The organism is Arthrobacter sp. Ha26, from assembly GCF_059091705.1.
In genome coordinates, this window is sequence record NZ_JBNHGX010000002.1 from 558,276 (window position 1) to 583,340 (window position 25,065).

Annotated in this window: 22 protein-coding genes and 1 pseudogene; 8 read left to right on the plus strand and 15 right to left on the minus strand. The window is 65.6% G+C overall.

Annotated elements, in window-relative coordinates; translation table 11 throughout:
- Positions 1 to 115: 115 nt before the first annotated feature.
- The 5 genes from AC5RVY_RS08185 to AC5RVY_RS08205 form a co-directional block, all read right to left on the minus strand.
- Positions 116 to 1,111 (minus strand): ribokinase, encoded by a 996-nt coding sequence (locus tag AC5RVY_RS08185; RefSeq protein ID WP_493954191.1) that lies wholly within the window; start codon positions 1,109 to 1,111, stop codon positions 116 to 118.
- The gene (gene uriT / locus AC5RVY_RS08190) at positions 1,108 to 2,535 is read right to left on the minus strand and encodes a uridine transporter UriT (protein ID WP_493954192.1); all 1,428 of its coding nucleotides are present in this window, start codon (positions 2,533 to 2,535) and stop codon (positions 1,108 to 1,110) included. Before uriT ends, AC5RVY_RS08185 begins: the two co-directional genes overlap by 4 nt.
- Positions 2,536 to 3,615: a uridine-preferring nucleoside hydrolase UriH gene (uriH, locus tag AC5RVY_RS08195; RefSeq protein WP_493954193.1), complete on the minus strand. Its 1,080-nt coding sequence runs from the start codon at positions 3,613 to 3,615 to the stop codon at positions 2,536 to 2,538.
- 231 nt (positions 3,616 to 3,846) lie between these two features.
- Positions 3,847 to 6,345, minus strand: coding sequence for a beta-glucosidase family protein (locus AC5RVY_RS08200; RefSeq protein ID WP_493954194.1), 2,499 nt, complete (start codon positions 6,343 to 6,345; stop codon positions 3,847 to 3,849).
- Complete coding sequence (locus AC5RVY_RS08205; RefSeq protein ID WP_493954195.1) at positions 6,345 to 7,655, minus strand: MFS transporter; 1,311 nt, start codon at positions 7,653 to 7,655, stop codon at positions 6,345 to 6,347. The genes AC5RVY_RS08200 and AC5RVY_RS08205 overlap by 1 nt, the downstream gene beginning before the upstream one ends.
- Positions 7,656 to 7,766: 111 nt before the next feature.
- Here AC5RVY_RS08205 and AC5RVY_RS08210 point away from each other — a divergent pair, with 111 nt between their 5' ends.
- Positions 7,767 to 8,375, plus strand: coding sequence for a TetR/AcrR family transcriptional regulator (locus AC5RVY_RS08210; RefSeq protein WP_493954196.1), 609 nt, complete (start codon positions 7,767 to 7,769; stop codon positions 8,373 to 8,375).
- 19 nt (positions 8,376 to 8,394) lie between these two features.
- Here AC5RVY_RS08210 and AC5RVY_RS08215 read toward each other — a convergent pair whose 3' ends face one another.
- Positions 8,395 to 8,655 (minus strand): hypothetical protein, encoded by a 261-nt coding sequence (locus tag AC5RVY_RS08215; RefSeq protein WP_493954197.1) that lies wholly within the window; start codon positions 8,653 to 8,655, stop codon positions 8,395 to 8,397.
- A 110-nt stretch (positions 8,656 to 8,765) separates the two neighbouring features.
- On the opposite strand from AC5RVY_RS08215, the gene AC5RVY_RS08220 reads away from it, so the two are divergent.
- Genes AC5RVY_RS08220 through AC5RVY_RS08235 form a run of 4 tightly spaced genes read left to right on the plus strand, consistent with a single transcriptional unit; the run spans position 8,766 to position 12,500 of the window.
- Entirely contained in the window at positions 8,766 to 9,377 is a 612-nt protein-coding gene (locus AC5RVY_RS08220; RefSeq protein ID WP_493954198.1) for a helix-turn-helix domain-containing protein, read from the plus strand.
- The gene (locus AC5RVY_RS08225) at positions 9,374 to 10,270 is read left to right on the plus strand and encodes an EamA family transporter (RefSeq protein ID WP_493954199.1); all 897 of its coding nucleotides are present in this window, start codon (positions 9,374 to 9,376) and stop codon (positions 10,268 to 10,270) included. The genes AC5RVY_RS08220 and AC5RVY_RS08225 overlap by 4 nt, the downstream gene beginning before the upstream one ends.
- 30 nt (positions 10,271 to 10,300) lie before the next feature.
- The gene (locus AC5RVY_RS08230; RefSeq protein ID WP_493954200.1) at positions 10,301 to 11,347 is read left to right on the plus strand and encodes a LacI family DNA-binding transcriptional regulator; all 1,047 of its coding nucleotides are present in this window, start codon (positions 10,301 to 10,303) and stop codon (positions 11,345 to 11,347) included.
- 46 nt (positions 11,348 to 11,393) lie between these two features.
- Positions 11,394 to 12,500, plus strand: a complete 1,107-nt coding sequence (locus tag AC5RVY_RS08235; RefSeq protein ID WP_493954201.1) for a GTP pyrophosphokinase — start codon at positions 11,394 to 11,396, stop codon at positions 12,498 to 12,500.
- Between the two features lie 12 nt (positions 12,501 to 12,512).
- On the opposite strand, the gene AC5RVY_RS08240 is transcribed toward AC5RVY_RS08235, so the two are convergent.
- The 8 genes and pseudogenes from AC5RVY_RS08240 to AC5RVY_RS08275 all read right to left on the minus strand — a co-directional run bounded on the left by AC5RVY_RS08240 (position 12,513) and on the right by AC5RVY_RS08275 (position 20,201).
- Positions 12,513 to 12,716 carry a hypothetical protein gene (locus AC5RVY_RS08240; RefSeq protein WP_493954202.1) on the minus strand — a complete coding sequence of 68 codons (204 nt, stop codon included), beginning with the start codon at positions 12,714 to 12,716 and terminating at the stop codon, positions 12,513 to 12,515.
- Between the two features lie 107 nt (positions 12,717 to 12,823).
- Positions 12,824 to 14,052 (minus strand): annotated as a pseudogene (gene manD, locus AC5RVY_RS08245) (D-mannonate dehydratase ManD).
- Between the two features lie 47 nt (positions 14,053 to 14,099).
- Positions 14,100 to 15,086 (minus strand): sugar kinase, encoded by a 987-nt coding sequence (locus tag AC5RVY_RS08250; RefSeq protein ID WP_493954203.1) that lies wholly within the window; start codon positions 15,084 to 15,086, stop codon positions 14,100 to 14,102.
- The gene (locus AC5RVY_RS08255) at positions 15,083 to 15,754 is read right to left on the minus strand and encodes a bifunctional 4-hydroxy-2-oxoglutarate aldolase/2-dehydro-3-deoxy-phosphogluconate aldolase (protein ID WP_493954204.1); all 672 of its coding nucleotides are present in this window, start codon (positions 15,752 to 15,754) and stop codon (positions 15,083 to 15,085) included. Before AC5RVY_RS08255 ends, AC5RVY_RS08250 begins: the two co-directional genes overlap by 4 nt.
- Positions 15,755 to 15,807: 53 nt before the next feature.
- Positions 15,808 to 16,956: a galactonate dehydratase gene (gene dgoD, locus AC5RVY_RS08260; protein ID WP_493954205.1), complete on the minus strand. Its 1,149-nt coding sequence runs from the start codon at positions 16,954 to 16,956 to the stop codon at positions 15,808 to 15,810.
- Between the two features lie 7 nt (positions 16,957 to 16,963).
- On the minus strand, positions 16,964 to 17,845 hold the full coding sequence (locus AC5RVY_RS08265) for a carbohydrate ABC transporter permease (protein ID WP_493954206.1): 882 nt from the start codon (positions 17,843 to 17,845) through the stop codon (positions 16,964 to 16,966).
- Positions 17,842 to 18,795, minus strand: a complete 954-nt coding sequence (locus AC5RVY_RS08270) for a carbohydrate ABC transporter permease (protein ID WP_493954207.1) — start codon at positions 18,793 to 18,795, stop codon at positions 17,842 to 17,844. The genes AC5RVY_RS08265 and AC5RVY_RS08270 overlap by 4 nt, the downstream gene beginning before the upstream one ends.
- A gap of 110 nt (positions 18,796 to 18,905) precedes the next feature.
- Positions 18,906 to 20,201: an ABC transporter substrate-binding protein gene (locus AC5RVY_RS08275; RefSeq protein WP_493954208.1), complete on the minus strand. Its 1,296-nt coding sequence runs from the start codon at positions 20,199 to 20,201 to the stop codon at positions 18,906 to 18,908.
- A gap of 134 nt (positions 20,202 to 20,335) precedes the next feature.
- On the opposite strand from AC5RVY_RS08275, the gene AC5RVY_RS08280 reads away from it, so the two are divergent.
- Positions 20,336 to 21,097 carry a FadR/GntR family transcriptional regulator gene (locus AC5RVY_RS08280; protein ID WP_493954209.1) on the plus strand — a complete coding sequence of 254 codons (762 nt, stop codon included), beginning with the start codon at positions 20,336 to 20,338 and terminating at the stop codon, positions 21,095 to 21,097.
- 41 nt (positions 21,098 to 21,138) lie between these two features.
- On the opposite strand, the gene AC5RVY_RS08285 is transcribed toward AC5RVY_RS08280, so the two are convergent.
- Positions 21,139 to 22,071: a LysR family transcriptional regulator gene (locus tag AC5RVY_RS08285; protein WP_493954210.1), complete on the minus strand. Its 933-nt coding sequence runs from the start codon at positions 22,069 to 22,071 to the stop codon at positions 21,139 to 21,141.
- A 158-nt stretch (positions 22,072 to 22,229) separates the two neighbouring features.
- Between AC5RVY_RS08285 and AC5RVY_RS08290 the strand changes: the two genes are divergently transcribed.
- Both AC5RVY_RS08290 and AC5RVY_RS08295 read left to right on the plus strand, forming a co-directional pair.
- Entirely contained in the window at positions 22,230 to 23,534 is a 1,305-nt protein-coding gene (locus tag AC5RVY_RS08290) for an aromatic ring-hydroxylating oxygenase subunit alpha (protein ID WP_493954211.1), read from the plus strand.
- The gene (locus AC5RVY_RS08295) at positions 23,531 to 24,946 is read left to right on the plus strand and encodes a ferredoxin reductase (RefSeq protein WP_493954212.1); all 1,416 of its coding nucleotides are present in this window, start codon (positions 23,531 to 23,533) and stop codon (positions 24,944 to 24,946) included. Before AC5RVY_RS08290 ends, AC5RVY_RS08295 begins: the two co-directional genes overlap by 4 nt.
- Positions 24,947 to 25,065: the final 119 nt, after the last annotated feature.

Sequence of the window (25,065 nt, forward strand, 5' to 3'; positions counted from 1 at the left end):
CCATCCAGGCAGTACTTCCGAATAAAACCGTACCTTTACGATCTGACACCGGATGGCCCCAAACGGCAAGGGAGCCGCGCGGATACCCCGCACGTGCGGGGTATCCGGCCATCAGCTACGCCTCCCGCACCAGCCGTTCGACGTCGGCCGTTTCCGGGTACGCCGCCTGCGTCCCCTTCCGGGTGGTGGCCAGGGCAGCGGCCACCGAAGCGAAAGCGGCGGCATCGGCAAGCGCATCACCGGCGGCCAAGCGCACGGCAACCGCCCCGGTAAAGGCGTCACCGGCCCCGGTGGTGTCCACGGCCTTCACCGTGGTGGGCGCAACCCGGGTCACCTGGCCGCCCGCGGGAGCCAGCGAGTCCAGCACCACGGAGCCCTGGGAACCGAGTGTCACCAGGACCTGCCGGATCCCCCGCTCCGCAAACCGCAGCCGGACGTTGTCCCATGCTGCCTCTGCGGCGTCCGGGCCGGGCACGGCGGCGCCTTCGCCCAGAAAAAGCGCGGCCTCGTGCGCGTTGACCAGCAGGACGTCGGTGAGGGCGGTCAATTCCTCCGGAACCTCCCCGTACGGCGAGAGGTTCAGCAGGACTGTTGCGCCGGCGTCGTGCCCGGCCTGGGCCGCGGCCAGCACAGTGTCCATGGCCACTTCCAGGCAAAGGCAGACGACGGCGGCAGCGCCCAGCACGTCCGAGGCTTCCATAACGTCCGCCGGAGCCAGGGTGCCGTTGGCGCCGGCGGAGATGATGATGTTGTTCTCGCCGCTGGAATCGACGGCGATGACGGCGACGCCGGTGGGCTCATACGAGGTCCGTACGTGCCCCACGTCCACGCCGGCACGCGCGGCGGAGGAGAGCAGCATATCGCCGTTGGCGTCCTCCCCCACCGCACCCACCAGGCTGACGTTTCCGCCGAGCAGGCTGGCGGCCACGGCCTGGTTGGCGCTCTTCCCTCCCGGATTCACGGCGAACCCGGTGCCGTGCACCGTTTCGCCGGGGCGCGGGAGGCGTTCGCAGTAGATGGTCAGGTCCGCGTTCAGGGAACCGACGACGACGATCCGCCCCGGCTCCCGGACCGCGCCTTCCGCGCCGGTGGAGTCAGCGGGTGTGCTCATTGCCCCACCTCGGCTTCAACCGGCTTGGGGATCAGCAGCGAGGCCGCGAAGGCAGCCACGGTGAGGGCCAACCCCACCACCACCACGGTGAGGTAGGACGCCTTCACGTCACCAAGCGCCGTCGTCGCCACCAGGACGGCGGGCAGCACCAGGAAGCTGAGGCCCGCACCCAGGTTGAAGGCCCCCGCGTTCATGCCGGGCAGGAAGCCGGGGTTACCGGCGGGCGAGAGGACAACGCCGAGTCCGTTGAGCATGATGTTGACCGTACCGGCGTACATGACGCCCAGCAAGACCGTGCCGGCGATCATCAGGGGCAGGCTGCTGAGGCCGAAGAACGCGATGACGGCCAGGGCAGCAATGCTGCCCAGCAGGCCGATCCGCAGCACCTTGGTGTAGCCCAGCACCGGGGCGAGCCTGCCGCTAAGCGGTCCAACGATCCAGCCCAGCAGCGCGTACGGCGTGAGGATGATCAGCGACATCTCGGTGGGGCCGATGCCGAAACCGGGGTCCGCGGCCTGGACGTAGGCAGGGACGATGCCGTTGATGACGGCGAAGATGCCGGTCATGGTCAGGGTGGTGGTCAGCAGCGGCGCCCAGGTGGAGCGCTGGCGCAGGTGCACGGTTTCCACCATCGGCTGGCTGGCCCGCTTCTCAACAGTCCAGAAAGCGTAGAACGCGGCGGCGGATACCAGGACCAGCGCCAGGCTCAACATCAGGGTGCCGGAGGTGAAGGCGCCCACCAGCTTGGCTCCTTCGTTCAGGGCGGTGAGCAGCGCACCCACGGCCACCACGATGAAGAACACGCCCAGCCAGTCCATACGGGTACCGGCGGCGGGCTTGCTTTCGCCGGCCAGGAACGCGATGAGTGCGGTGGCAACGAGGGCCAGCACCACCATGAGCCAGAAGATACTGCGGAAGCCGAAGTGCTCGGCGAAGTAGCCGCCCACGAAGGAGTCGACGCCGGCCACGCCGCCGTTGACCGCAGTAATGAGGCCCATGAGCGTGCCGTACTTGCGCGGGTTGCTGACGGCGGAGCGCAGCATGATCAGGCAGAGCGGCACGGTGGGCCCGCTGATGCCCTGGATAATGCGGCCCACGAACAGCCACGTGACGTCCGGGGCGAGGGCTGCGATGACCGAACCGACGGCCATCAGCAGCATCATGCCCACCAGGACCTTCCTGCGGCCGATGATGTCGCTCAGGCGGGGCAGGAAGAGGGAGAACAGGGCGGCGGCGGTGAAGAACCAAGTCTGGGACAGGCCGATGACGGCCTGGTCAGTGTTGAGCTCCTCGCCCATGGTCACCAGCGCGGGGCTGAGCATGGAAGCGTTGAGCTGGAAGGCGACGCAGGCGGCCAACAGGGCCACCATCAGGGCGGTGACATTGCCGCGGTTGGTCTTGGTATCGGTGAGGGTGGCAGTCATTTACTTGACCCCTCCCACGATGAGGTCCGCAGTTTCCTGGCGTTCGACGCCGGCCGTATCACCTGTGGTGCCTGCCCCGCCTTCGCCGCGTTCGACGTCGTCCGGCTCGCCGATGGCGATCAGCGCGTCGGTGACGAGGTCCCAGAACCGCCCATGGTCCAGGTCCACGGCGACGCTGGTGTGGCAGTCTTGCGGAGCGGGCGCACGGAAGTCGGCAACGGTCATGCCGAGCGTCAGGCTGCCCTGGAGTTCGATGTTGACCGGCACCTTGCGGGTGCTGACGATGCTGGGGTCGATGACGTAGGCAACGGCGCAGGGATCGTGGACGGGCGGGTAGTCGAAGCCCTGGGCGTCCTTGTAGGTGTGGGCGAAGAAATCCATCAGCTCGGTGACGAACTTGGCAGGCCCGGTGCCGATGGCCGCGATCTTTTCCACCACGTCCGGGGTGGCGAGCGCCTGGTGGGTGAGGTCCAGGCCCACCATGACCACGGGCCACTTTTCGTTGAAGACGATGTGCGCGGCCTCGGGGTCGATGATGATGTTGAACTCCGCCACGGCGCTCCAGTTGCCCACGTGGTAGCCGCCGCCCATGAGGACCACTTCCTTGACGCGTTCCACGATGCGCGGTTCCTTGCGGGCGGCCAGGGCGATGTTGGTCAGGCCGGCGGTGGGAACCAGGGTGACCGTGCCGGGCTCGTGCGCCATCACGGTGTCGATAATGAGGTCGACGGCGTGGCGCGGGTCCAGTTCGATGGTGGACTCGGGGAGGGCGGGGCCGTCCATGCCGGACTCGCCGTGGATGTCCGGCGCGGTTTCGATGCTGCGGACCAGGGGCCGGGGGCAGCCGGCGGCGAAGGGGACGCCGGTGATGCCGGCGATGGTGCCCACGGCCAGGGCATTGCGGGTGACTTTTTCGAGGGTCTGGTTACCTACCACCGTGGTGACGGCCAGCAGTTCGATGTCCGGGTTCCCGTGTGCGAGCAGCAGTGCCACCGCGTCGTCGTGGCCGGGGTCGCAGTCAAGAATGATCTTCTTGCGGTCTGGGTTTTGCCCTGTTAAGGACCGGGGATGGGTTTCCACGATGTTCTCCACGTCTTTGGGGCCCGCACTGGCAGCCAGTGACAGCCGCGCGGGGAATTGAAGCGTTCAGGAGTGATCATGGCACCGTTAGCAACGTCACGTCAAACGCTTGACGTTAGCGCAGGTCAAGCGCTTGATGCTGTGTCTGGAGAGCAATAAGAAGCCGGGCACGGTTCCGACCCAATCGAAACCCTGCCCGGCTAAAGTTTCCCCGACCCCGCAGGGTTCAGCTCACCGCAATTCGATCTCCAACGCCTGGAAATCGTCGGCGGCGTGGCGTCCCACCAGCACGCGGAACCTGCCCTGCTCGAAGTTCCAGCCGCCGTCGTAATGGCCGAATGCCTTGGCCGGGATACGGACCTCCACCGAGCCTGCGCCTCCGGGCGCCAGGTGCGTCTCGGCAAAGCCGGCGAGCCAGCGGACCGGGCGCTCCACCGCGGAGTCGGGCCGGTCCAGGTACACCTGCACTACTTCCCGGCCGGTGCGCTTGCCGGTATTTCGGACGGGAACGTGCACCGTGACGTCCTTCCCGGCGCTGACATACTGTGGCGCGTGGGCTGTTCCCAGTTCAAAGGTGGTGTAGCCCAGGCCGAAGCCAAACGGCAGGGCGGGGGCGGCTCCGCCGGAAGCTTCCTGCTTGAGCCACGCGCGGTAGCCGATGTGGATGCCTTCCGAGTACACCACCTTGCCTTCAACCGGCGTGGTGTTCAGGACGGGCACATCGGACAGGGCGGTCGGCCAGGTAGTGGGCAAACGCCCGCCCGGCTCCTTGGCTCCCAGCAGGATATCGGCGATGGCCGAACCAAATTCCTGCCCGCCAAACCAGCCCAGCAGCACGGCGCCAACCTTGTCCAGCCACGGCATCAGGACCGGCGAGCCGGAATTCACCACCACGATGGTGCGGGGGTTGGCTGCCGCGACCGCCTCGACCAGTTGGTTCTGGAAACCGGGAAGGTCCAGGTCCTTGCGGTCGAAGCCCTCGGACTCGATGGCGGCATTGGTACCCACCACCACCACGGCAACATCTGCTGCGCGTGCTGCCGCCACGGCATCGTCGATCTCCGACTGCGGATCGGCCACTACCGTTTCTTCACCCAGCAGGATCGCCGTAAACGGAATGGCCTGCTCGCCGGGCAACTGGTACTCCGCTTCGATCCGGACGCTCTGGCCGGCTGCCGTTTCGATGGCGTGGACGGTCTTAGGCGGGTCAAACAGGGCAGCGCCGAGGACGTCCGTGTCGTCCTCGATCTCACCGTTGAATACCTCGGATCCGTCCAGTGCAAGGCGGATCTGCCCAACTGTGCCGACGCCGAGGTGGTGGACGCCCGCCGTCTCCGCGGTCCAGTCGGCCTCCATCCGGATCGCGGCGGCGCCCTCAGGAATGCCCACGCCAAACCAGATCAAGTGGGAGGCCAGCCTGTCCTCCCCCGAGATTACGGCGCCATCGGCGGCTAGGAAGGAAACGCGCATCCCTGGCACTCCGGAAACGAAATTCCGCAGGGAGGCGCGGGGGAAGGCCTGCAGTCCTTCAGCCACCTTGGCGCCACGGACATAGCTGACGTCAACATCACCGGGAAGGGCGGCACGCAGTCCGTCCAGTGGCGAGACCGTGTATTTCGGCATTACCGTGGCGCTGCCGCCACCCTGGGTACGGGCTTCCGAGGCATTGTGGCCGGAGACTGCAACACTGCCCAGCTGTGCGGCGTCCAGCGGGAGGAGCCCATTCTGGTTGCGGACCAGGACGGCGCCACGGACGGCAACTTCCCGGGCCACGGCCGCACCGTTCAGCGGGGCGGGCGCGTCGGTAACGGCTGGAGTGAACCCCTCGAGTGAGCCGACGCGGGCCGCAAGGCGCAGGATGCGGACCACTTTCTCCAGGATGGCAGCCCGGCTTACCCGCCCGTCCTCGACGGCGGCGACCAGCTTGGGCCCCCAGTGACCTACGGGGCCGGGCATTTCGAGGTCCTGGTGGGCGTTGGCGGCATCCACCGAGCGGACGCCGGTCCAGTCCGAAACCACAACGCCGTCAAAGCCCCATTCGGTGGAAAGCGGGGTTTCGAGGAGCTTGTTTTCGCTGGCGGTGGTGCCGTTGATGGAATTGTAGGAGCTCATCACCAGCCACGCGCGGGCCTCGGTGATGGCGTCCTCGAATGCCGCGAGGTAGAGCTCGCGCAGGGGGCGCTCATCCACCACGCAGTCGGCAATGAAGCGCTCGGTCTCAGCCTCGTTGGCCAGGTAGTGCTTGGGGGTGGCGCCGACGCCCATGGACTGCACGCCGGCCACGTACCCGGCGGCCATCACGGCCGTGAGCCGGGGATCTTCGCTCATGCACTCGAAGTGCCGGCCGCCCAGCGGTGAGCGGTGCAGGTTGATGGTGGGGCCGAGCACTGCGTGGACGCCTTTGCGGCGGGCCTCCTGTCCCAGGACCTGGCCGTAGCGCTTGGCCGTTTCAACGCTCCAGGTGGCGGACAGGGCGGACGACGACGGGAGGGAGATGGAGTCGTGCCGCTCGTCGAAGTCTTCGCCGCGGACGCCCGAGGGGCCATCGGAGAGGACCACCCGGGACAGACCGATTGAAGGGATGGCATGAGTGGACCAGACGTCGGCCCCTGTGAGCAGTTGGATCTGCTGTTCCAGCGGGAGGTTTTCGGCCAGGTTGCGGATGCGTGCTTCCGCGTCCGGTGAGCCTGCGGGCGGAGTGGTCACGGCCGGGGACAGGGCGGGGTTCATTATTTGACTCCTTTGATGCGGGTGACGAGGACTGCGCCGATGATGCCAACGACGGCCCCGCCGATGAAGAGGGCGGGGTAGCCGCCAAGGGTGATGACGGGAAAGGCGATGGCGGGAACCAGCGATTGGGGCAGCGCCTGGGCAATGTTGAACACGCCGAAGGTCTTCGCGTTCTCGCTCTGGTTGGCAGGCAGGAGGTCGGCGATGAGGGCTACATCCACCGCTCCGAAGCAGCCGAGGCCCAGCCCGGCGATCCCTTGTCCAACAAGGACCTGATCGGTGGTGGTGCTGGTGGCGATGATGACGAGGCCAAGCATCATGATGATGGCCGAGGCGATGACCATGCCCTTGCGCTTGCCGATGCGGTCACTGATCCAACCACCTGCCAAGCTGGTCAGGACCGTGCCTGCTGAACTGACCAGGGTGGCCTGGAATACCAGGGCGGTGACGTCCGCTTCGGCAACTTTGAGATGGTCGATAAAGAAGTACGGCAGGTACAGCAGGGCGGCGCAGTAGCCAATGTAGACCAGGAACTTTGTGAGCCACGCCCAGCCCAGTCCCGGATAGGTGCGCGGATTGAAGTAGAAGGAGCCCAGGATCTCCTTCAGGTTCAGCGGCGCAGGCTTGTCGGCGAGGACGCGGTCCTTGAACGTGAAGGCAAAGGCGACGGCCAGCACGGTGCCGATAACGCCGGGCACCACGGCCATCTGCAGTGCGTTGTCGAAGAGTTGCGCCAGGAAGGCGGCGGCAACCAGGCCAATGGGAAGAGTCATTCCGATCAGGCCGGACAGGCGTCCGCGCTCGGCCGGGCCAGCCTGGTCAGGAAGTGTGGCAACCAATGCAGCGAGGGCGGCATTGAAGCTGAGCTGCGTGAAAACCCAGGCAATCAGCACGCCGTTTACATCCGTGGCGGAGCCCAACAGGAAGAGCGATGTGAGCCCGACAAGTGAACCACCGACGATCCAGGGCTTGCGCATGCCAAACCGTGAGGTGGTGCGGTCGCTGAGCCTGCCAAAGAACGGATTGGCAAGCAGTGCCACCAGGGCTCCCACTCCGGCAACCACGCTCAAGGCACCTGCCCGGGCGTCCGGCGTGGTGATTTCAGCAATCTTGATCGCAAGCACCACCAGCGCGGGTGCCAGCACGGCCATCCAAAGACCAGCGCTCGCTATGGGCATGCCGATGACGTAGGCGCGGGGCGCTTTTGCCGGTGCTCCAGATGTGCTGACGGCGGTACCGGCATTGCTGCTGCCCGAGGTCCCTCCGAGCGGAGAAGCAGCGGGATCTTGGGAAATGGTCGTTTCGGCCACATTGCCTCCTGATGAAAAAGCGACCCTCCGTTGGGCCGTGACAAGGAGCCTACACGCAAAAACCTAGTCATACTAGGTTTTTGTCATGGGTGACTGAAATAAACTGGTTTGATGCCACCATCCAAGCCGCGGGGCCAATACGCCAAGGGAGCGGAGCGCCGGGAACAAATCGTCCGCACCGCCACTGACGTCTTTGCCACGGAAGGGTTTGAAGGCGCGGCCCTGAAGCGTGTGGCCGAGCTCGTGGGAGTCAAGGAAGCAACGCTTTTCCATTATTTCCGGGGCAAGCAGGAACTGCTGACAGCCGTCCTGGCGGAACGGGACCGGCGGGGCCTGGACGCGGCAGGAGACACTGAGGTTGGGTTGAGACTCCTCGCGCCCGTGGCTGAACGGAACCGGAAGGAACCGGGCCTCACTACCCTTTACGCCGTAGCTTCAGCCACGGCCAACGATCCCGGGCATGATTCCCACGCGTACTTCCAAGACCGGTACGCCCTGCTGGTGTCAGAGCTGGGTACGGACATCCTTCGCCGGCAGGAGGCGGGTGAAGTGCGCAGCGACGTCCCGGCCGAAATGCTGGCAAGGCTCGTCATCGCAGCTTTTGACGGGCTGCAGCTGCAATGGCTCTATGACAAAAGCGTTGACATGGCCCACGGCCTGACAGAGCTCATCGACGTCCTGATGGCGCCGCCCCCCGGGACCACGCAAGAAACCACGTGACTGTGGGGCGGGCGCGGAGTCAGGAACCGCCGTCGTCCGGCTGCCCGGCCTCTTGTTGGGCCTCCGCCTGGGGATGTTCACCTTCGTGAAGTTCGCCGTTGTGATGTTCATCCTCGTGATGTCCGGCCTTCTGGCGGGCTTCCTGGAGGTGGTGCTCCAACTTCTCTTCAGCCTCCCTCCGGCGTTGCCCGACGGTCCGCATTTGCTGGGTGGTGGGTGCGGAATGTGCGTGCTGGTGCGGTCCGAGGTCCCGCGCGCCTCCCCGGGTGGTATCGCTCATAAGGGCATCGTCCCACCGGAAGCAGCGGACTGGAAGGTCCACCTCATCACACTTTTCCCGTCGCGCTTCCCGCTTCGCACAGTGCACTAAAGGTGCAGTATGATGCACTTATGGACCAAACTACTTCTGCCCTTGCCACCGCGATCGGCGCCCGCGTGCGGCACGAGCGGCAGGCGCGTGACTGGACCCTCGACCAACTGGCCGAGGCCGCGGGAGTAAGCCGCCGCATGGTGGTCAACGTTGAACAGGGGGCAGCCAATCCAAGCGTGGGCACCCTGCTTCGAATCAGCGATGCACTGGGGATCGGGCTGCCGGCGCTGGTGGACGCTCCGCGCCCCAGGCCTGTCACCGTCACCCGAAGCGGCGAGGGCGCCGCATTGTGGACCTCCGGTGCGGGTGGCCGCGGCGTGCTGGTGGCCGGGACGGGGTCACCGGATGTGGTGGAGCTGTGGGACTGGACCCTCGGCCCTGCAGACCAGCATGTGAGCGAGGCCCATGCGTCCGGAACCAAGGAGCTGCTTCAGGTGCGTTCAGGGTCCGTCACTGTAGTCGTTGGAGACGGGACCTTTGTCCTCGAGGCCGGCGACGCACTCTCCTTCCCTGGCGATATTGAGCACTCGTACGCCAACGCCGGCAGTGAGCCTGCGCAGTTCTCCCTGGCTGTCTTCGAGCCCGGCGTTGGCACGGGGCACCATCAGGAGACGGGTGGGGAGCGGCCATGACCCGGAGAACCACCATCCCCGTCCCGCCGTGGGGGCTGGCCGTGACGGCGATACTGTCCGTCCAGCTGGGCTCGGCCCTGTCAGTGAACATGATCGAAACCGTCGGTCCGGCAGGCACTGCCTGGTTGCGCCTCAGCATGGGCGCGGCCATCCTCCTGGTGATTGGCCGGCCGCCGCTGCGCTCCATCCGCCGGCCGGACGTGCTGCCGCTGCTGGGCCTCGGCGCCACCACCGGCGTGATGACGGTGGGCTTCCTCGCCGCAGTGGAGCACGTCGACCTAGGCACAGCCGTGGCCATCGAATTCCTCGGTCCGCTGACGGTGGCTGCCCTGCGCAGCCATAACCGCAGGGCCCTCGCCTGGCCCGCCCTGGCGCTGGTGGGCGTCATCCTGCTCACCCAGCCCTGGCAGGGCAGCTTCAACCTGGCTGGTGTGGCGTGGGCCGCGCTGGCCGCCGCCGGCTGGGGCGTGTACATACTGCTGACGCAACGGATCGGCGACAGGTTCAGCGGCATCGGCGCGCTCACCCTGACGGTCCCTGTCGCCGCTGTGGCGGCCGCCGTCGTCGGGATCCCCCAGGCCGCCGGCCACCTCAGCCTGGACATCCTGGTGGCCGCGGCCGGACTGGCCATCCTGCTGCCGGTGCTGCCGTTCGCGCTGGAGATGCTCGCCCTGCGCCGGATGGCGCCCGCCGCGTTCGGAACACTGATGGCCCTCGAACCTGCCGTGGGCGTCCTGCTCGGGCTGCTCATCCTGCACCAGCAACCCTCCGCCGTCCAGGTGGCGGGAATCCTGCTGGTGGTGCTCGCCGGCGCCGCCGCCCAGCGTGGCGGCCCGCGGCGTCCGCCGAAAGGGCAGGAAGCCAGCCCTGCAGACCTGGACTTCGTGGGCTGAGCGGGGCAGCCCGCCTACTACCATCGAGGTATGGAATCCGCGGAACAGGTGCAGCAGCCGGCGCGTTCGCGGCGGATCACTGCGGCAATGGTGGCAGCCCGGGCGGGCGTCTCCACCGCCACCGTCTCGCTGGTGGCCAACGGCAAAACGGCGGGGCGCGTCTCGGAGGACAATATTTCCCGGGTGCGGGAGGCCATTGCCGAACTGGGCTATGTGGTGGACGGCATTGGCAGTTCGCTGGCCAGGGGCGTGAGCTCGATTGTGATCCTGGTGGCGCCGGATATCTCCAACCCGTTCTTCGCCAAGGTCATCGCTGGGGTCCGCGAGTCCCTCGGGTCTCAGTACCAGCTCCTGCTCTCCGTCACCGACGCGGGCGAGTTCCCCGAGGCCGACGACGTGCGGCGGCTGATGTCGTTGCGTCCGGCGGGGCTCCTGGTGGACGCGCCCAACGCCGGCTTCCTCGAAGACCTCGCGTCGCCGGCACCCCTTGTGCTGCTCGACGCGCCCGGGTTGGCCGCGTATGCGCCGTCGGTGAACCTGGATGTGGCCAGCGGGGCCCGGGAACTGGCAGCGCACCTGGCGGAGTCCGGGCACCGCGAGGTGGCGTACGTGGACAGCGTCACGGGCACCGAAACGTTCAAGCTCCGGCGGGAGGCCTTTTTCGCGGAGGCCGCCGCCCGGGGCCTCACCGTTGGCGCGGGCCGCATCATCAGCACCACCATCGACGTCGGCACGGCGGCTGGGGCGTTCGCCGGCGCCTGGCCGGGGTGGCAGCGTGAGGGGGTCACCGCCGTCGTCTGCGGTACCGACACGCATGCCTATGGCGTGTTGCAGGAGGCACGGGTGGCCGGGGTGCGGATCCCGGAAGAGTTGGCGGTGGCCGGCTTCGATGACCTCCCCTATTCGGCCACGAGCAATCCGGGCCTCACCAGCGTTCACCTGCCCGCCACTCCCCTGGGTTTGAAGGCCGGGGAGCAGTTGCGCCGCCTGATGGAAGGCCAGTCACTGGAGCAGAACGAGGTCACGCTGGAGAGCTCGCTGGTGGTGCGCGGCTCCACTGCCGCCGCGGACCGCTGAAGGTTCCTGCCGCCGTTCTGTCAGTGCCCCGCCGTAAGCTGGGATTATGCCAAGTAACTGGGAGAACCTGGACGCCGACCTCCGCGAGTCCGTGCAGCGGAACGTGGAGATCTACGAGCGCGTCCGGCCTGCCCTGAAACTGGTCACAAGGGATGTCCTGCTGCAGATGCGGGACATGCTCAAGGGCACCGAGGTCACTCCGCTGTTCGTCACCGGGCGCACCAAAACGGTGGAATCGTTCAAGGAGAAGATTTCCCGTACCGAGGAGCCGCTGGAGCCGGGCGGGCCTCCTGTCCTGAAGTTCCCGGACCCTTTCCGCACCTTGAATGACATGGTGGGCATCCGCGTGATCACCAAGCTGCCGGCGGAGAACGCCGCGGTGGCCAACATCATTAAGCGCCAGCGCCAGCTGTTCGACTGCCGCGGGGACCGGGAGAAGGACATCGGCTCCATCGAATCCGGCACGTACGGGTATTCCAGCCGGCACCTCATCCTGCGGACCATCCAGAATGATGCGGTTAAGGAGTACCAGCAGGTCTTCAACCCGGAAGCCCAGCCCAACGGCAGCTACTTTTTCGAGTGCCAGATCCGCACCATCTTTGCGCACGCCTGGAGCGAGATCGAGCACGATATCCGGTTCAAGGCGGAGGACCCGCGGGCGTGGACGCCGCACTTCGACCGGCAGTTCACTGCCACCGCGGCAATGCTGGAAACCGTGGAAACGGCTTTCGCCGACCTGCACGAGCGGTACGAGGAAGTGCGCGGCTTCTGGGATACCGAGGGTGAGGGTGCGGCGCCGTTAACGCCAAACCGGATCCGGGACGTGTGGCGGACCCTGCTCCCCCACGTGGACCGGAAGGTGGACGATGATTGGGGCTGGGCGGCCGAGCTCCTGGCCGCGCATGGCCTCAACCAGACCATGCAGCTGGCCGGACTCCTCAGTGCCAACCGCATCACGGAGGTCCGCAAAGCTTTGGACCACCGCTACTCCCCCGGCCCGGACCGGCTGCTCGATGACCTCCTGCTGTGGCAGTACGGCACAAAACACATCGACCTCACCGCCGAAGCGGTGGACGCCGTCCCGCACCCCCGGCGCGACAGCCTCCTGCGGCGGCTCAAGCAGATCGAGCGGTACCGGCTGACGAAGAAGTAGGGCTGGCTGCAGTCAGCGCTTGTCGCGGTCGTCGAATTCTTCGTCCAGTTCGTAGTGCCGGAATTCGGTTTCGGGGTTCGGTTCACCGTCAACCACTACTTCATGGTCGAGCTGGCGTTGGATCTGGCTGTCCAGGACCTGCAGTTCCTGGTCCGAAACCTGTTCCAGGTCCTCCGGGAACGCGTCTTCTGGAGTGAGATGCAGCTTTTCAGTCATTTTTGGCTTGCCGCTTTCTTGCTGGGCGTAGTCGGTTCAGTGTAGCGGTGCTGGTTGCAGGAGCAGCCCCCTTTTTCCTGTCAGCAAGAAGCACCCCCGGCCGAGCCTCACCAGTCGTGGACCGTTCCGTCGATGAGGCGGTTGTAGGGCAGGTAGGCCTGCTGGTAGGGGTAGGCGGCGGCGGCTTCTTCGTTGAAGTCGACGCCGATTCCGGGCTTGTCGCCCGGGTGCAGGTAGCCGTCCACGAACGTCATGGATTGTTCGAAGACCTCGTTGGTCGCCTGCGAGTGCTGCATGTATTCCTGGATGCCGTAGTTGTGGATCGCCAGGCCCACATGCAACTGGGCCGCGAAGCCCACCGGGGAAATGTCGGTGGGGCCGTGGAAGCCGGACTTGATCTGGTACTGCGCGGCGAAATCCATCACCTTCTTCAGAGGCGAGATCCCGCCGAAGTGGGTGGATGCGGCCCGGACGTAGTCGATCAGCTGTTCCTTGATGATGGTCTGGTAATCCCACACGGTGTTGAAGATTTCACCGATCGCCAGCGGGGTGGTGGTGTGCTGGCGGACCAGCCGCAGCCCCTCCTGGTTCTCGGCCGGGGTGCAGTCCTCGAGCCAGAACAGGTCATACGGTTCCAGCGCCTTGCCCAGCTTCGCGGCCTGGATCGGGGTCATCCGGTGGTGCCCGTCATGCAGCAACGGGATCTCCGGGCCGAACTCGTTCCGGACCGCCTCAAACACCGTCGGCAGATGCCGCAGGTAGGCGCGGGTGTCCCAGTCCTCCTCCACCGGGAACGCGCCCCGCCCGGCCGGTTCGTAGTCATACCGCTCCCCCGAAGCCTGGGCCTGCGCAGCCACCCCGTACACCGCTTTGATGCCGGGACGGCGGTCTGGATCCGGATCGACTTGTACCCCAGTTCCAGGTGCTCCCGGACCGAATCAAACAACGACGGAATATCCGCGCCCGAGGCATGCCCGTAGGCGCGCAGCCCGTTCCGGGACGCCCCGCCCAGCAGTTGGTACACCGGCATGCCCGCCATCTTGCCCTTGATGTCCCACAAGGCCACGTCGACGGCGGCAATGGCCGCCATAGTGACGGGGCCCCGGCGCCAGTAGGAGCTGCGGTAGAGGAACTGCCAGGTGTCCTCAATGCGGTGCGGGTCCTTCCCGATCAGCAGCTGTGCAACGTGTTCCTTCAAGTAAGCGGCAACAGCAAGCTCACGCCCGTTCAACGTGGCATCACCAATACCGGTCACTCCGTCCTCGGTGGTGATCCGGAGCGTCACGAAGTTCCGGGACGGACTCGTCACAAACACGTCGGCGGCAATGATTTTCACGGTTGATACTGGCTTTCTTTGTTGGGGAGAGGAACAGGGTTCGGTGGTCAGCGCTGGGTGGTTCCGCTGGGCGTGTTCCCGAGCAGGGCAAGCTCGGTGCGGCTCGGCAGGCCTTCCCAGTCCCCTGCGGTGCTCACCGCGAAGGCACCCATCACGGCGCCGCGCTGCACGCGGCCGGGCACGTCCTCGCCGTCGAGCAAACCGGACAGGTACCCTGCGCTAAACGCATCGCCGGCGCCCACCGTATCGATACTGGTGACGGGTACGGCCGGAGTTTCCCACTGCCCGTCCGAGGTGTAAACGGCGGCGCCGGCGGCACCGCGCTTCACCACCACCTCGCGGACGCCACGCCCCAGCAGTTCGGCGGTCATTGCCGCTTCCAGGAAATCATGATCCCGCGGGGAAGGCGCGGCGGCTACTAAGGCAAGTTCGTCGTCGGACGCGATCAGGATCGTGGCGTGGCGGACCAGGGGCGAGAGCACCTCCGTGGCTTCTTCACGGGACCAGAGCTTGCTGCGGTAGTTGACGTCGAAGGATACGGTGATGCCCTCGGCGGCGGCCCGCTCGGCGGCATACTCAACAGCCTTACGGGACTCTGGACTGAGGGCAGCCGTGATGCCGGTCAGGTGGAGGATGCGGGCCCCGGACTGCAGGGCGCGGTCCACGTCCTCGCAGTTGAGAGTGGACCCTGCGGAACCGGAGCGGTAGTAGAAGGCGCGGGTGACGTCGGCAGTGCGTTGTTCGAGGAACATTACGCCCGTCCGCCGGATAGCATCCTCGCGCTGCTGCAGCCGCACTCCCTCGGCGCGGAGTTGGCGGAGGATGAACTCACCGTGCGGATCCGCGCCCACAACACCCGCCCAGCTGCTGCTGTGACCGAGCCGGGCGACGCCCACGGCCACATTCGATTCGGCACCGGCCACATGCATGGTCAGGGCACCACCGGCGGACAACGGTCCCGGAGAGCGCAGCGAGACCATCGATTCGCCCAGGGTCAGGAGGTCCACGGCAGGGAGTCCGACGGCGCCAGTCACCTCAGGTGCTCCGCGGCCCGGCCGTTGTACCCGGCAGCCAGGGCGACGAACCTGCGGGCGCGGTCCCGCATCGGTGCCAGGTCGCCGCCCGATGCGGAGTCACCGAACAGCGGGCCCCCGAGCCCGACGGCGATGGCCCCGGCTTCCCAGTATCCTGCTGCCTCGTCGAGGCCAACCCCGCCGACTGCGATGAACGGGATGTCCGGGAATGGATCCCGCACTGCCTTGAGGTACCCCGGGCCGCCAATCGAAGCCGGGAAGAGCTTCACTGCGGTGGCACCGCGGTTCATCGCCTCAAAGGCCTCGCTCGGAGTCAGGGCACCGGCAAGTACCGGTATGCCGCGGCCCGCGGCTTCTTCGATGGAGGGTGCCAGTGACGGCGTGACCACGAACTGTCCGCCGACAGCGGCAACATCGTCCACGTCCTGCTTCGAGAGCACGGTTCCGGCACCGACGAAACAGCCGGCCGGAGCCGCTGCCCGCACCGACCTGATGGCGTCGAGGGCACCCGGCGTGGTAAGCGCAATTTCCACGTAGGTGAAGCCCTCCTCCATCGCAGCCAGCGCGGCCTCCGCCGCCGCCGCGCCCTGCGTACCGCGCACGATCGCGACGAGCCGGCTGTCCCGGATCCCGGCCAGCAGTGCGTCGGGGGTCAGGGTGTTCTCCATGCTCGGTTTCTCCTTGATAGGGGTGTCCATCTCCGTGCCCGGGATTCGGGCTGTCACCATTCGGCGAATGCACCGTCCGGCTGGCGCCAGACCGGGCCGCGCCATGCATGCCCGCGCTTGTCTGCGGCGCGGACCACCGCCTCATCGATCTCTATGCCCAGGCCAGGGCCCGTGAGCCGTTCAATGTGCCCGTCCACAAACTTCAAGGGGGTTTTGTCCACTACGTAATCCAGGACCTCAGCGCCCTGGTTGTAGTGGATGCCGATGCTCTGTTCCTGGATCAGGAAGTTGGGGGTGGCGAACCCCACCTGGAGGCAGGCGGCCAGTGCCAGCGGTCCCAGGGGGCAATGCGGCGCCAGCTGGACCTCGTAAATTTCCGCCAAAGAGGCGATTTTGCGGACCTCGGTGATGCCGCCGGCATGGGAGAGATCCGGCTGGGCCACAGCGATTCCTGCCTGCAGTGCGGGCAGGAATTCCTGCCTGCTGTACAGCCGCTCGCCGCTGGAGACCGGTGTGGTGGTGGAGGAGGTGAACTCCCGGAGAAGGTGCGTGTTCTCCGGGACCACGGGCTCTTCGAGGAAGAACGGACGGTACGGTTCGAGCAGCGGCGCCACGCGGCGGGCATTGGCCAGGCTGAAGCGGCCGTGGAAGTCCACTGCCACGTCCCTGTGCTCGCCCAGCACCTCGCGGGCGGCAGCCACCCGGCGGACGACGCCGTCGAGCTCTGCCACCGAGGCGATGGGGCTCATCCGGCCGCTCGCATTCATCTTGACGGCGGTAAGCCCCACTTCCAGCTGTGCGCTGATCTGGTCGGCGACCTCGTTCGGTTCGTCGCCGCCCACCCAGCCGTACATCCGGATGCGGTCGCGGACGTGCCCGCCGAGGAGCTGGTGCACGGGGGTGTTGAAGTGCTTGCCGGCGATGTCCCACAGTGCCTGGTCCAGGCCTGAGACGGCACTGGCCAGGATGGGCCCTCCCCGGTAAAAGGAGCCCTTGGTCATCACCTGCCAGTGGTCCTCGATCCGGAGCGCATCTTGGCCGATCAGCAGCTCGGAAAGCTGCACGACGGCGGTGCGGACGGTTTCGCTGCGGCCCTCGCACGTGGCTTCGCCCCAGCCCACGATCCCGCTGTCCGTCTCGATGCGCACGAAGAGCCAGCGCGGGGCCACGAGGAAGGTTTCAATCCTGCTGATGAATGTCATTCGTTGCTTAACCCTTGGTGGCGCCGGCGGTGAGGCCGGAGACGATGTACTTCTGCGTGAACAGCGCAATGATCATGATCGGAATGGTGACCACCGTGGCGGCGGCCATGAGTCCGCCCCAGTCGATGCTGGCATAGGAGACGAAGTCGAAGATGGCCACCGGCAGCGTCTTGGTATTGGACCCGGAGAGCACCAGGGCAAACATGAAGTTGTTCCAGGAGAAGATGAAGGACAGGATGCCGGCGGTGGCGATTCCGGAGACGGCGAGAGGCAAGGTGATGAGGCGGAACGCACCAATGGGTGTCAGTCCGTCCACCTGTGCCGACTCCTCGAGCTCGAGCGGCAGGGAATCGAAGTAGCTCATCATGATGTAGACGATCAGCGGCAGTGCCACGAACATGTGGCTGAGGATCAGCACCTCGAATTTGCCCACCATCCGCAGGTTGGAAAACACGTAGTACCACGGCACCAGCAGCGATACGCCCGGGATAACGCGGGCCATCAGGACCACCAGGGCCGAGCGGTGCATGGTGAACCGGCTCATGGCATAGGCCGCCGGAACGCCAAGAACGATAGACAGCGCGGTGGATACGAAGGCCACCCAGAAGCTGTTGAAGATAAAGATGAAATAGTTGTTCCGCTGCAGCACGTTGGCGTAGTTCTCCCCCGTGGGCGAGAAAAACAAAGCCTTGCCGGTGTCGTAGATGTCCACGTTGGTCTTAAAGGAGGCAAGCAGCATCCAGAACAACGGGGCGATCAGGAACAGCACCACAACGATGAGCGCCACCACACGGAAGAGCTTGTAAAGGCGGGTGGGCAGGGGCTTCCGGCGGCGGTGGATCACCTGGGGTGCCGAGGCGGAGGTTTGGCGGGGCGTTGCGACGGTCATTTGCTTACCGCTTTCTTGCGCATGGTCAGCAGCCACATGGAGCCGATGATGATCATAAAGAACAGGATCAGCACCGCTGAGGACAGCCCGTACTGGTTGTAGTCGAAGCTCAGGCCGTAGGCGTAGACGTTCAGGGTCTCCACCTCGTGGAAGGATCCGCCGCCCTTGCCCTTGGTGGCGTACAGGATGTCGAAGGTCTTCAGCGCATCGATGCCGCGCAGCAGGATGGCGACAATAACGGTGGGCATCATCAGCGGCAGGGTGATGAGGAAGAAGCGCTGGAAGGAGTTGGCGCCGTCCACCCTCGCAGCCTCGTCGGGCTCGTCGGACAGTGAGGTCAGGCCGGCCAGAAGGATCAGCACCACCATGGGGGTCCACTGCCACACGTCCATAAAGATGGTGGTTCCGAGGGCGGTGTCCTGGCCCGAGAGCCAGGGCTGCGGCGGGATGCCGATCATGCCCAGCAGCTGGTTGGCGAAGCCGATGTTCGGATCAAAGATCAGGCGCCACATCATGCCCACGGCAACCGGGGTGGCCACCAACGGCAGGAGGATTGCCACCCGGACCCACTTTTCACCCCGGAAGGGGCGCCAGAGAAGCAGCGCAACGCCCATTCCCAGCACTACTTCGCAGACCAGCGCAACGCCCGTGAAGGACAAAGTACGGCCCACGGCCGGCCAGAACCGCTCCGTATCCTTGAGGACTGTCAGGTAGTTTTCGAACCCGATGAAGTCCGTTTTGGCGCGGACCGAGCCCTGCGAATCGGTAAGGCTCAGGTAAAGGGTCCAGGCGAGCGGAAAGACGATCAGGACCCCGACGAAGATCATGGCAGGGGCGGCAAAAAGCCATTTGCGGTGCCGGTTGGCCCAGGCGGAAAAGTTTCCGCTCCTGCTGGGAGGCCGGCCGGCGCTTCGGGCCGGGGCGCTGCCGGGGGCGTTCAATACAGACATGGTTCACCTAAGAGTTGGGGTGAGGTAAGAGCGGGAGCCTGCGGGACGGCACTCAGGTGCCGTCCCGCAGAGCTCTTGATGCGCTTCACGGGTTTCAAGCGCGGCGCCTGCTACTTCTTTTCGCTGTCCAGGAACTTCTGGAAGGCGTCATGGGCCGAATCAGCTGCCGAGGAGGCGTCGGCGCCGGTGATGCTGGCGACGATGGGCTCGCCCACGATTTCGCGGGCCTTGCCTACCGTGACAACCTGGGGCCGGTCATGGCCTACGCCGTTCTTGGCGCTGACCGCGATGGCATCTGCGAGGTCCTTGGGGTAGGTGGAGGTGCCTTCCGCGTTGGACCAGACAGACGCGCGGGGTCCGGGGACACCGGCCTTCTGCGCGGCCAAGGTGCGTTCCTTGCTGGTGGCCCACTGGATGAACTTCCAGGCGTTCTCCTGGTTGCTGGAAGCCTCGTTCACGGCCAGGCCCCAGGACGGGATGTTGTAGGGCTTGGAACCGGCGGGACCTGCCGGGAGCGGCGCGAACCCAACCGTGTCAGCCACCTTGGACTTGGCCGGATCAGTGGCGTTCTTGTAGAGCGAGTCTGCCTCCGTGTAGAAAGCGGCCTTGCCCTGGGTGAAGATGGCCATTGCCTCAGGCCAGCTCATGTCGGTGCTGACGTTGGCGGGACCGTAGTTCCTGATCAGGCCGCCGTAGTAGCCGTAGGCCTTCTTGGCGGCGTCCGAGTTCACGGCCGATTTGCCGCTGGAATCGGTGAAGTCGCCGCCGAAGCTGTAGAGGAAGCTCGAGAACTGGGTGACGGCTGCGGACTTGCCGGTGCGGGCGATGAACCCTGCCACGTCCGGGTTGGCGGCCTTAATGGTCTTGGCTGCGGCTTCGAGCTCCTCCATGGTCTTGGGAACCTGGAGGCCCGCCGTCTGGAGCAGGTCCTTGCGGTAGTAGAGGACTTCGCGCTCAGTGATGATCGGGACGCCAACCACCTTGTTGTCAACGGTGGTGGCCTTGACCGGGCCTTCCTGGTAATCCTTCCAGTCCCAGCCGGAATCCGAGGAGACCTTGTCGGTCAAATCGGCCAGGTAGCCGTTCTTGGCGAACGCCTTGCCCTCCTGGAGGGGGCGGTACATCATCACATCGATCTCATCGCTGCCGGCGTTGAGCTTGACGTTGTACTGGTCGGAGAGCTGGTCTTCGCCGAGCTGGGTCAGTTCCACCTTGAGGCCGCTGGACTGCTCGAATTCGGGGATGGCGGCCTTGATGCCTTCGGTCCAGACGTGGTTGGCCAAGGTGACCCGGACGGTTCCCGATTCCTTGGCGTCATTGCTGCCGCCGCCACCGCTGCAGGCGGTCAGCCCGAGCGAAAGCGCTGCGGCCACTGCCGCGTACTTCATTACTGCACGTCGCTTCATTACGACTCCCTTATTCCAATGGCCGGCCTGCCAGCCGGGGGCGCGGACGCTTCTTTACGTCTGCTCTGAGTGTGAGCATAGGCTCATAAGTCAGACTTAGACAAGCCCTTTCTACCCGGCAGTATGATTTACGAATGAGAATCCCGAAGGTGGCCTCCTCTACGGACCGGCACGCGGCGTTGGTACATACCTTGGGTCTTGCCATTGCCGACGGGCGTCTCGCCCCGCACTCCATCCTGCGGCTCGATGAGCTCGAGGAGCAGCAGAAAGTATCGCGGTCAGTGGTGCGGGAGGCAGCCCGGGTGCTTTCCTCCAAGGGCATGCTGGAATCCCGGCGCCGCTTCGGCACTGTAGTTCAACCGGAAGAAGCCTGGAACCTCTACGATCCGGAGGTGATCCGGTGGCGGCTTGCCTCGTCCCGCCGGCTGGAGCAGCTGCAGTCGCTGAATGAGCTGCGTGGCGCGGTTGAACCACAGGCGGCCCGCCTCGCGGCCGGACGCGTCGGCTGGGATGCCGGCAGTGAACTTGTAGCCCTTGCAGCACGGTTGTGGGCGGCAGGCCAGCAAGGGGACCAGGAGGAATTCCTCCAGCTTGACGTGGAGTTCCATGCAGCCGTGCTCAAGGCCTCAGGCAACGCCATGTTCGCCCAACTGCAGAACCTCGTGACCGAGGTCCTGACAGGCCGGACGGAACACGGATTAATGCCGCATCTTCCCCATCACGAAGCCCTGCAGCTGCACGTGGATGTCGCCAGCGCCATCCAGCGCGGGGAGGCCGCTGCAGCGCATACGGCCATGAGCAGGATCGTGGAGCAATCTACGGAAGAGATGAGCCAGATCTGGTCCAGCAGCCACGACGATGGCAACCATCAGCCTGCCCCTTCAGACCAGGCATGAAGTAGGCTGGCCTGCCGGCGACGAATCGCGGCCATCCAGGCTCAGAGATCGTCGTCAAGCCGGGCCGTGAGTATCCTGTTGGCGGTGACCTGCAGGATGCCGAGCGACTCCTGGATCAGGGGCGAAGTGATGCTGCCCTTACGTACCGCAGCGACAATACGGCGGGCGGGTTTTCCCTTGCCCGTAATGCGCAGTCTGATCACGTTTTCGGCGTTGTGCAGGGGCGCCAGCCGCGGCAGCAGGCCTACACCCAGGCCCGCACCGACGAAGGCGATCTGGGTTTCCCATTCAACGGCCTCATGAGCAATCCTCGGTGTCACCCCGACTGCCGTGAACGCCGCGGTGAACAGGGCATGGTAAGTGGAACCGGCGGCCTCGGTGATCCAGGGATCGGACGCCAGCTCTTCGAGCGTCACCGTTTCCCGCGATGCCAGCGGATGGTCGGAAGGAATGATTACGTCCAGCGGATCGTCCAGCAGAACGGTCTGCTCGAAGCGCGGGTCGTCCTCAATATAGGTGTCGGACTGCATCGCGACGATGACGGCGAGGTCGATTCGTTCCGCAACCAACAAGTCGAAGCAGCGGGCCGGGTCAGCCTCGAGTACCTGCACCTCCAACAGGGGGCGTGTCGAGCGCAGGGTGGCGGCCAGCGGCGCGAGCAGCTGTGCCGCCGCAGTGGAGAATCCGCCAAGCCCAAACCTGGACTGCACCTGGTCTCCGGCCTGCATGGCGGCGGCGCGCAAGCTCTCCCATTCCGAAATGAGCGCGTCCGACCCCTCCACCAGATAGCGGCCTGTGGCCGTCAGCCGCACCCCCCGGCCGTCCTTCGTCAGCAGCTGCATTCCAAGCACACGCTGGAGCTCCCGCAATTGCGCGGAGACGGCGGAGGGAGAGTAGCCGGTAAGCTCCGCGGTGGCACCAACGGTGCCACACCGGGCAAACACCCGAAGTGTTATTAGCCGTGGATCAATCATGCACTCATTATGCAGGGTTATTTCCTAAATCTTGCGCTTTTGTTGCAGATCGATCGTCCCTAATCTCGTGACTAGAAGCTTTTCGTAACGCCGGTCACCCCACCCGCTTCGTGGTCCCCGGAGTCCACCAGTTACTCAGCCCTCCCGGGAGGAAATACATGTCTACTCAAGTGAACGTACCCCTCAATTCGCGCGGAAAACTCGCTTCATCTTTGCCTGCAGAGCAGCTGGCGGAGATTACCGAGTTGTTCGCGTTCCGGCGCAATGGGTATTCCCTCGATGCACCCTTCTACACCGACCCGTCGGTCTTCAAGATCGACATGGAAGCCATCTTCGGCCAGCACTGGATCTTTGCCGGCAGCGTTGCCGAGCTGCCGGAGCCGGGCGACTACATCACTGTCGACTACGGCCCCTACTCCCTGATCGTGCTGCGCAACGACGACGGAGGCGTGAACGTGCTGCACAACGTGTGCCGCCACCGCGGTGCCCGCGTCCTCACGGAAGCTGCCGGTTCCACCGGAAACCTGGTCTGCGGCTACCACTCCTGGACCTACTCCCCGGAGGGCAACCTGATCCACGCCTCCGCTCCCGGTGAAGCCAAGTTCGACAAGAACTGCTTCGCCCTCAAGCGCGCGCACAGCCGTGAGGTTGCCGGCCTCATCTTCGTCTGCATTGCCAACGAACCGCCCGCCGACTTTGACGAAACGTCAAAGATCTTCGAGCCCTACCTCGCGCCCCACGACCTGTCCAAGACGAAGATCGCCTACCAGCAGAACATCATCGAAGAGGGCAACTGGAAGCTCGTCATGGAGAACAACCGTGAGTGCTACCACTGCGACGGCCACCCGGAGCTGGCCTGCTCCCTCTTCCCCACCTGGGGCCTGACCGAGGGCCTGATCCCCACCCACCTCGAGGAAGTGTGGGACCGCAACAAGGAAGCCCAGGCCTCCCTCGAGGAGCGCTGCCGCCGCTACGGACTGCCCTACGAGGTCGTCGAGGAACTCGACACCCGCATTGCCGGAATCCGCATCTCCCGCGAGTCCCTGGACGGTGAAGGCGAATCCTTCTCCGCTGACGGGCGCCGGCTCTCCAAGAAGCTGCTCGGCGACCTGCCGGACTTCCGCCTGGGCCGCTGCTCCATGCACCTGCAGCCCAACAGCTGGTTCCATTTCCTCGGCGACCACGTCATCACCTTCGGCGTCTTCCCCATCAACGAACACCAGTCGCTGGTCCGCACCACCTGGCTGGTGGCGGACGACGCCGTGGAGGGCGTGGACTACGACCTCGACAAGCTCACCTACACCTGGAAGCAGACCAACCTGCAGGACAAGGCGTTCGTGGAACTGTGCCAGCAGGGTGCCGCCAGCCCCGCCTACGAGCCCGGCCCGTACATGAAGAGCGAATACCAGGTGGAGGCCTTCATCAACTGGTACGTCCAGCGTGTGCAGGAGCACTTGGCATGATTGACGTCCTCACTGAGACGCCCGTCCGGGAACCACAGCGTATCCGCGGCCTTGAGATGCCGTGGAACAGGGTGATGGGCAGCATCGAAGGACCCGCCAGCGCTGCCCGGGCCCTGGGCCCGTGGCATCCGCAGGAGTTCATGGCTGAATGCGTCGAGACCGTTCCCGAGGCCGGCGGCATGATGACCTTCGTGTTCCGCCGCTGCGACGGTGCGCCGCTGGCGTTCCGTCCCGGCCAGTACGTGAACATCGCCTTCCCGGTCAACGGTGAGGACCAGGAGCCGGTGGACCGCAGCTACTCGCTGTCCAGTTCGCCCACGAAACCGTGGACCTTCAGCGTTACCGTCAAGCGCGACTCCGGCGGACTGGTTTCACCGTGGGTGCACGAGCACGTCAGGCCCGGCACCGTCCTGGACATGCTGGGACCCGTTGGGGCATTCCACCTGCCCGATGCCGACAGGCGCGCCCGGTACCTCTTCCTGGCCGCCGGCGCGGGCATCACCCCCATTATGTCGATGTTGCGGACCATCCACTCCCTGCCCGGGACCGCCGACGTTGTGGTGCTTTACCACGGCGCGGAAGCCGGCGGCTTTGCCTTCCACAGGGAGCTGGCCTACATCGCTTCCGTGGACTCCCGCGTCAACGTCTTCTACGCCCTGGGCGACCGCGGCAGGCCCGAGGACTGGGAAGGGTTCAGCGGAAGGCTGACCTCAGCCATGATCGAGGAGGTGGCCCCGGACGCAAACGGCCGGCAGGTGTACGCCTGCGGCCCCGAGGGTTACCTGAACACCGCCACTGAGCTGCTCAAGAAGGTGGGCGTCGACGACACCTCCATCTACGTGGAGTTCTTCTCAGGTGACCGGCAGACCCTCCTCGAATACCAGGCAGAGATCGCCCTTGCATCGGACATCGCTGAGGAGATCGCTGAGGAAATCGCGGATTCTGCCGAGGACTACTACGAAAGCCAGCCCGCCGCGTTCGGGCTTTACGAGCCCGGCTACGACGAGAATGGAACCCTGCAGGCCACGGGGCTGCCGCTGGAAAACGCCGACGCGGGTGCACCGGCTTCTACAGAGGCAGCCGTTGCAGGCACGGCCGCGTCGGAGGCCGGGACCCCCGACGCATCCAGCTTCGACACCGTGGGAACGGGAAGCCTCACCCTGTCCTTCATGCGCACCGGAATCAACGTGCGGATCGACCCTGAGGAGCACATCCTTGAGGTGGCCCAGCGCGCGGGCGTCCGGATAGGCGCCAACTGCAAGGAAGGCATGTGCGGTTCCTGCAAGGTGGTCAAGCTTTCCGGAGAGGTCGAGATGAACCACCAGGGCGGTATCCGGGCACGGGAAATCACCGCTGGCAAGTTCCTGCCTTGCTGCTCCACCGCGCGCACCGATATGGTGATCGACGCCTAGACGGAGTCTCCAGCCCTCGGGAGCACCAACATCTGCGGCCGCGGACCAGCACATGGTCCGCGGCCGCACCTGCGCCCCGGCAGGTCTGTTCTTAGGGCACGGGATCCCCGGCATTCCCA